Genomic DNA, 7,440 nt, shown 5'->3' with positions numbered 1-7,440 from the left:
CCGGTCGCATCGACTCCGGTGACCATCAGCATTGGCGTCACCGCGACCTGGGATGGAGAAACACCAGATCTGCACACCCTGTTCCGAAGAGCGGACCGCGCCCTTTACGCGGCGAAACAGCAAGGACGGAATCGCACCGTCGTGATCAGCGGTGATCCGGCCATTCAGCTCGGATAACGTCACACACCGCAAGGGCCGCAAGGATCGGGTGAACGCTGACCGATGCCCAGGTCAGTCAAGCACCGGCGGCTGCTCGCGGCCCAGCTCGACGATGCGCCGCATGTAGGCCAGTCCGGCGTCGTCCGCGCGCATGGCCGCGTGCAGCGTCTTGTGAATGCTGCTGTCGCCCAGCGACAGCAGCCGGGCGGATGACTCCCCGGCATTGCGTTCCGCGAGCCAGCGCGGCAGCACGCACAGGCCCCGCCCATGCACGGCCATTTGCACCATGATGTCCACCGATTCGATGCGCTTGTGGCGCCTGGGCCGCACGCCGGCGGGCCACAGGAACTGGGTGTAGATATCCAGCCGGTCGGTGTCGACCGGGAAGGTCAGCAAGGTCTCGCCGCCGAGGTCCTCCGCCTGCACATGGCCACGGTCGGCAAGTCGATGCGACGCCGCCACCAGCAGCACTAGCTCGTAGTCGAACAGCGGCTCGTAGTGCAGCGCCCGGTGCGCGTAGGGATCGGGCGTGATCAGCAGATCGATCTGCTGCGTCAGCAGTGCCTCGATGCCGGAAAAGCGCAGACCACTGACGATGTCCATCTCCACATCCGGCATCTGTTCCAGCAGGCGCGAGATCGTCCCGGTCAGCCATTCGTAGCAGGGGTAGCACTCCACGCCGATGCGCACCATGCCGCGCATGCCCTCGGCGTCCAGCCGCAGCGCGTGCTCCGCATCCTCGACCAGCGGCAACACGCGCCGAGCCGTGCGCAGCAGTTCGCGCCCGGTGGCCGTGAACACCAGCCGGCGTCCCTCGCGGCGCCACACCTGCGCGCCGCTGCGCGATTCAAGCTGGCGAATCTGGTGCGACAGCGCGGACTGGGTCAGATGCAGCGCCTGCGCCGCGCGGGTCAGCGTGCCCTGCCGGTCCAGGGCGTCGATGATCCGGAGGTGGTTCAGCTCCAACATGAATGAGAAATATTCATACGTAACCGCATAAATATCATTTTTCACTCATGCATTGCGCGGCTAGGGTGGCGTCCTCCCCTGATCGAGAGCGCATCATGCCTACGCTGCACAACCTGGGCTTTCCCCGCATCGGCCGCCGTCGCGAACTGAAGTTCGCGCTGGAATCCTGGTGGAAAGGCAACACCGACACATCGACGCTGGACGCCGTGGCAGCCGACGTTCGCGCCAGCATGCGCAACGCCCAGCAGGGCCTGGACCATGTGCCGGTCGGCGACTTCTCGTTCTACGACCAGGTGCTGGACACCAGCCTGCTGGTCGGCAACATCCCGCCGCGTTTTCGCGACCTGCCCGGCGATACGCGTGACACGTATTTCCGCATGGCGCGCGGTCGCACGGCGGGCGATACGCATCCGGCGCCAGCCTCGGAAATGACCAAGTGGTTCAATACCAACTACCACTACATCGTTCCCGAGTTCGACGCGGACAGCCGCTTCGCACTGAACGCTGACACCCTGCTTGCGCAGATCGACGAGGCGCGGCAGGCCGGCGCCACACCCAAACCTGTGGTGCTCGGACCGGTCAGCTATCTGTGGCTGGGCAAGTCCTTCGATGACAGCGATCGGCTGGCGCATCTGCCCGCCCTACTAGCCGTCTACAAGACCCTGCTGGAACGCCTGGCCGATGCTGGCGCGGACTGGGTGCAGATCGACGAACCGGCGCTGGTGATGGACCTGGAGCCGGCCTGGCACGACGCCTTCCGCAGCACCTACGCCGCGCTGGCGGACACCGCACCGAAGCTGCTGCTGACCACCTACTTCGGACCGCTGGGGGATAACCTCGCGCTGGCCGTCGACCTGCCGGTGGCCGGCATTCATCTCGATGCGGTCACCGCCCATGACGAGGTTCAGCCGTTGATCCACGCTCTGCCGGCCGATCGCGTCATCTCGCTGGGCGTCATCGACGGTCGCAATATCTGGAAGGCCGATCTGACCGTCCTGCTCGACTGGCTGGAACCCATAGCCGCGACGCTGGGCGAGCGGCTGTGGCTGGCGCCGTCCTGCTCCCTGCTGCATGTGCCGGTCGATCTGGCCCAGGAGGACAAGCTGGACCCGGAGATTCGCGACTGGATGGCCTTCGCCGTGCAGAAGCTGGAGGAACTGCGCCTCGTCGGCCGCGCCCTCGCCGAGGGCCGTGACGCCGTAGCGGATGCGCTGGCCGACAACGCTCGCGCCCTGGCCGCCCGCCGCTCCTCTGCGCGGGTGCACAAGCCGGCCGTGGCCGACCGGCTGGCCGCGATCCGGCCGGAAGACGGTGACCGCGACAGCGACTACACCACCCGCGCCGAACTGCAGCAGAAACGGCTGCAACTGCCGTCGCTGCCGACGACGACCATCGGCTCGTTCCCGCAGACCGCGGCCATCCGCCATGCCCGCCGCGATCATCGCGCGGGCCGCATCTCCGACGAGATCTACCGGCAGGCCATGCGTGAAGAAATCCGTAGCTGCATCCGCACGCAGGAAGCCATCGGTCTGGACGTGCTGGTCCACGGTGAGCCCGAGCGCAACGACATGGTCGAGTACTTCGGCGAGCTGCTGGACGGTTACACCTTCACACGCTTCGGCTGGGTTCAGTCCTACGGCTCACGCTGCGTCAAGCCGCCGATCCTGTTCGGCGACATCGAACGCCCGAAGCCGATGACGGTGGAATGGGCCACCTACGCGCAGTCGCTGACCGACAAGCCGGTCAAGGGCATGCTCACCGGCCCGGTGACCATCCTGAACTGGTCGTTCGTGCGTGACGACCAGCCGCGCTCGGACACCTGCCAGCAACTGGCGCTGGCGATGCGCGACGAGGTCCGCGATCTGGCGGCCGCCGGCATCAACATCATCCAGATCGATGAGGCGGCGCTGCGCGAAGGTCTGCCACTGCGTCACGCCGACTGGCCACACTATCTCGACTGGGCCATCCGCGCCTTCCGCATCACCGCCAACGGCGTCGATGACGCGGTGCAGATTCACACCCACATGTGCTACTCCGAGTTCAACGACATCATCGCCGACATCGCCAATATGGATGCTGACGTGATCACCATCGAGACCTCGCGCTCGCACATGGAACTGCTGGATGCCTTCAAGACCTTCGAGTACCCGAACGCCATCGGGCCGGGCGTCTACGACATCCACTCGCCCAACGTGCCCAGCCAGGCCGAGATCGTTGCGCTGATGCGGAAGGCCGGCGAACGCATCCCGACCGAGCGACTGTGGGTCAACCCCGACTGCGGCCTCAAGACCCGCGGCTGGGCCGAGGTGAAGCCCGCGCTGGAGAACATGGTCGCGGCCGCCAGGACGCTCCGCGCACCGGTCCCGGCGTAGCGGGGAATTCGGGATTCAGGCCATCGGCCGCGGTCACAGCGGCCAGTTTTCGCTGCGCGTGCTTTTCGGCGCGAACGGCGCGCTGATCGCGATCATCGCCAGAATCAGACGGCCGCCGAACGTCGGTTTGCCGGTTTCAACCACGGCCTTGAGATTGGCGATGATGAACTGGCCACCCTGCTGCATGTATTTCGCGGTCTTGGTGCCGGCCGGGACGTTTTCGTTGGTCAGCGTGAACTCGGTCTTGCCGCCGACGTCCTTCAGTTCGTAGGTCACCTTGCACTCCGGATCGTCAAGATTGGTGAACCGGAATGTGTGCGAATAACGATGCGGCGGATCAAACTCCAACACCTCGCCGACCACGCTGGTGTGCCTGCCGTCGGGACTGCGCATGCGCATTGGCGCACCGGGCTGCAGGCCGCCCGGCGTCGTTTCGCATTTGGCACCGAAGAAGAACGGCAACACCATGTCGGTGCGCGTCAGTTCGGCCCAGACCTTGTCGATCGGCGCATCAATGGTGATCCGGAAAACCCCGGACTCGGTGGTCGTTTCACTCATTTGCCCGCTCCTTCGTAGGCTGCACGCAGCCAGCCGATCAGTTCATCGTCAACCTCGTCCACCGATGCCACCCGCACGCGGTGGCTGACCATCGCGTTGAAGCTGCCGGCGGCCTCCAGGCGCTTCGTCGGCTCGGCACCCTTGAGGTTGATGCCGATATCAACGCGCGTCCTGGTCGAGGCTTGGACGATGCCGAACTGCTTCGCCCGTCGCAGGCTGACGTAGGTTTTCTTGGGCGCCAATTCCACGTCGCCGCCGAATCCGGTGACGGCGTCCATCAGCGCATCGTGGATCGGGCGCAACGCCGCCTTGGGGCCGGCATATTGCGCGGCGACCAGATCGACAGCAGGCGGCTGGTCGCCCTCCCTGAACTTGATCGATACCAGATTGGCGAATCCGTGCGTCATGCCGTGCTCGGTCTTCAGCCATCGCAGGATGTCACCGTGCTTGTCCAGCGATTGCCCGTTCAGCAATGCGATCCACTGGTCCAGTGATTTGCCGGTTTTCTCCGGCAGATTGCGAATCATTGATTCCGCCATCTCTTCGGGAGTCGCCACGATAACTCTTATTTCCTTGATTCCATTCGATATTTCAATCCGGTCAGGCGACCGGCCCAATGCGCGCTGAACTCGGTGGTCCACCGCTCGTGGATCATCTGGATGGGCACGGCATTGATGTGGAGCTGCCGGACGCGTCCGCATTTCTTCGAAACGATCAGATTGGCCGCTTCGAGTACAGCCAGGTGCTTCATGACCGCGACCCGGCTGACATCAAAGTGACGAACAACGTCAGACACCGCACAGCCCGGCGCTGCCTTGATGAGGTCGAGCATGCGTCGGCGGGATTGGCTGGCCAGTGCGTGGAACACGGCATCCTGATCGTCTTCGGTCATAATGTAACTTCATGGTTACCTTTCAGCTTGATCCTGTCAAGCGGTGGACGGGATTTCCTTAAAAAGTCGCCTGAAATCCCAGCCGCAGCATCCTTGGCTCTACCGGATGGAAGTGGATGTCCTCGACACCTTCGGCCGGCTCGCCGTCCAGCCGTGATGCGTAGTAATAGGTGATGTCGTTGTCCTCGGCATCCAGCAGGTTGAAGCCTTCCAGGCGCAGCCGGATCGTCCGCGTGAGGCGGTAGGTGATCTGGGCGTTGAGGATGGTCGTGGGCTCCGAGCGCAGGCTGTTGTCCTCGACCAGCGGCGCCTCGCCGAGATAGCGCAGCCGCAGCCCGGCGCCGAAGCGTTGCCACTCGGGCACGCTGATGCCGGCGGAGGCGACGCGTTCGACGGCATTGGGTACGCGGTCGCCGTTGTCGAAGCGCGCACGGCTGACCGCGAGATCGGCATCGAACACCAGCCAGCTCGCCGGCTGGTAGTACAGCGAGGCCTCGACACCGCGACGCTCGCTGGCGCCGGAGGCCTCGGTGGAGCCGCCGTCGCCAACGAAGACCAGCTCGGAATCCAGCTCCAGCGCCCACAGCGACAGGCTGGCGTAAAGCCCGTCCGCCAGCACCGAGCGCAGCCCCAGATCCACACCGTCTCCGGCGACCAGCAAATCGACCGGATCAGCCGCCGTGCCGGTGTTCGGATCAACGCGGATGGTCGCGCCACGAGCGTCGTTGGAGTGGAAGCCGCGCCCCAGGTTCAGGAAGAACTCGGTATCGCGCCATGGGCCTGCAATCAGCGACAGCTTCGGCGAGACCAGCGTGTCGTCGGCGTCACCGCTGTTCTCCGGTCGGGTCGCGTCCACGTCCACCATCAGGTGATCGATCCGCAAGCCAACGACACTGCGCAGCCACGGGCGGAGGGGCCGGGAACTGGAGGCAAACACCGAGGCCAAAGTCTGGTCCACGCCATCCTCGCGCACCGTGGACAACCGCTGGCGGCGCTCGGTGCGATAAAGGCCGACGGTGCCGATGGCGTCATGGCGGATGTCGAAGCCCAGGTCCACATCGCCCAGCCAGCCGAAGCCGCTGCCGGGAAGCTGCGCGCCGTGCCAATGCCCGCCCAGGCCGTAGACCTGACGGTCATCCACCTGCTCGAACTGATCGCCGTCGGCCGGATCCTCCAGCAGATAGGTGAAGTTGGAGTACAGGTCCAGCGCGTAATCCAGCGCGTAGCCGTCCAGACTCCAGTGGCCCCGCGCGGTCGGCCGCCGCAATTCGGCGGACAGACTGTAGCGATGCGAATCGCCGCCCAGGCTGTCGTCGATAAAGCCGTAGCGGTCGATCTGGCCGGACCGCACGGCGCGACGCGGAATCTGATCCGTGGACCGCCACTCGCCATCGTAGGCGGCGGCGCTGATGCTCACCCCGTCGTCGGCCGACCCGCTGCTGTAGCGCAGCAGACCCTGAATCTGTGACAGATCGTCGTCCAGCACCCAGGGGCCGTCGTCACGGGTGTAGGCGACGCCCGCCAGCAGATGGCCGTCGGCGACCTTGGGCGATGCCGCCGCCAGTCCGCGGTAGTAGCCGAACTCGCCCACCGTCACCTGCAGCATCGGACCCGGCAGACGGTCGCGATAGCGGATGCTGGCCGATCCGGCGGTGGAGAAATCCCCGACATCGGCGTAGTACGGCCCCTTGCGGTAGTCGAGCCGGCCAATCAGTTCCGGAATCATGAATGACAGGTCGCTGTAACCCTGGCCATGGCCGTGGGTCGGCATGTTGACCGGCACGCCGTCAACGTCGGTCGAGAAGTCCGTGCCGTGATCCAGGTTGAAGCCACGCAGGAAATACTGGTTCGCCTTGCCCTCACCGCTATGCTGCGTGGCGATCAGGCCGGGCACGAATTCAAGCAGTTCACCCGGCCGGGCCACGGGTCGGGCTTCGAGCTGCGCCGCGGTCACTACGCCCTGGGTGGCCGAGTCGGGCGTTCCGGTCAGCTCGTCGGCCTCGCCCTCGACGACCACCGGGTCCAGTTCCAGGGTATCGGTGGGCACACCGGCCGCGAATACGCCGGAGCACTGACCGGCCAGCAAGGTACCGCAGACAACAGGAAGCAACCGCCGCATCGCTTGAACTCGCGCAGGAATTTGCCGCAAGCTTGCGGCCGTTTCCGAACACCGAGAATGGATCGGTTTTCATGCCACGATTCGGCCTGCCCTCCCCGTTTGGACTCGCGCGTCGACGCAACAGCGAGTTGCGTCTCGGCCGGCTGGAACGTGAGGTGCTGGACCGTATCTGGACGCATGGAGATACCGACGCATCAGGAATGCAGAGCGCGCTGGCCTCAGATCGCCCCATCGCCCTCAGCACGGTCCAGTCGACATTGGAGCGACTGCATCGAAAGCGACTGCTGCTACGTCAAAAGCGGGGCCGTGCCTACCGGTACGCCGCCGCGATCACCCGCGAGGAATTGATCGGCGATCTCGTCGACGGGGTT

General features: G+C 65.2%; 8 protein-coding genes. 3 read left to right on the top strand and 5 right to left on the bottom strand.

The window, feature by feature from the left end; all coding sequences use genetic code 11:
- Positions 1-18: 18 nt before the first annotated feature.
- A complete protein-coding gene (locus ABNS06_RS16040; protein WP_348675611.1) occupies positions 19-177 on the top strand; it encodes a diguanylate cyclase in 159 nt (52 codons plus the stop codon).
- 54 nt (positions 178-231) lie between these two features.
- Here the strand turns inward: ABNS06_RS16040 and ABNS06_RS16035 are convergent, their stop codons facing one another.
- Positions 232-1,128, bottom strand: coding sequence for a LysR family transcriptional regulator (locus ABNS06_RS16035; RefSeq protein WP_348675610.1), 897 nt, complete (start codon positions 1,126-1,128; stop codon positions 232-234).
- A 95-nt stretch (positions 1,129-1,223) separates the two neighbouring features.
- On the opposite strand from ABNS06_RS16035, the gene metE reads away from it, so the two are divergent.
- Complete coding sequence (metE, locus tag ABNS06_RS16030; RefSeq protein ID WP_348675609.1) at positions 1,224-3,500, top strand: 5-methyltetrahydropteroyltriglutamate--homocysteine S-methyltransferase; 2,277 nt, start codon at positions 1,224-1,226, stop codon at positions 3,498-3,500.
- A 33-nt stretch (positions 3,501-3,533) separates the two neighbouring features.
- On the opposite strand, the gene ABNS06_RS16025 is transcribed toward metE, so the two are convergent.
- The 4 genes from ABNS06_RS16025 to ABNS06_RS16010 are packed head-to-tail and all read right to left on the bottom strand — an operon-like array spanning position 3,534 to position 7,069.
- A complete protein-coding gene (locus tag ABNS06_RS16025; RefSeq protein ID WP_348675608.1) occupies positions 3,534-4,058 on the bottom strand; it encodes an SRPBCC domain-containing protein in 525 nt (174 codons plus the stop codon).
- Positions 4,055-4,585, bottom strand: a complete 531-nt coding sequence (locus tag ABNS06_RS16020; protein ID WP_348675607.1) for a DUF4287 domain-containing protein — start codon at positions 4,583-4,585, stop codon at positions 4,055-4,057. Before ABNS06_RS16020 ends, ABNS06_RS16025 begins: the two co-directional genes overlap by 4 nt.
- 38 nt (positions 4,586-4,623) lie before the next feature.
- Positions 4,624-4,950: a helix-turn-helix transcriptional regulator gene (locus tag ABNS06_RS16015; protein WP_348675606.1), complete on the bottom strand. Its 327-nt coding sequence runs from the start codon at positions 4,948-4,950 to the stop codon at positions 4,624-4,626.
- A 58-nt stretch (positions 4,951-5,008) separates the two neighbouring features.
- Entirely contained in the window at positions 5,009-7,069 is a 2,061-nt protein-coding gene (locus ABNS06_RS16010; RefSeq protein ID WP_348675605.1) for a TonB-dependent receptor, read from the bottom strand.
- Positions 7,070-7,140: 71 nt separating this feature from the next.
- Here ABNS06_RS16010 and ABNS06_RS16005 point away from each other — a divergent pair.
- Positions 7,141-7,440: BlaI/MecI/CopY family transcriptional regulator (locus tag ABNS06_RS16005; RefSeq protein WP_348675604.1), on the top strand; the 300-nt coding region annotated here is incomplete at its 3' end.

Source organism: uncultured Abyssibacter sp. (genome assembly GCF_964000955.1).
Lineage (GTDB): Bacteria > Pseudomonadota > Gammaproteobacteria > Nevskiales > OUC007 > Abyssibacter.
Note: the sequence above shows the minus strand (reverse complement) of the source record. Positions and strands in the feature narration are given on the sequence as shown.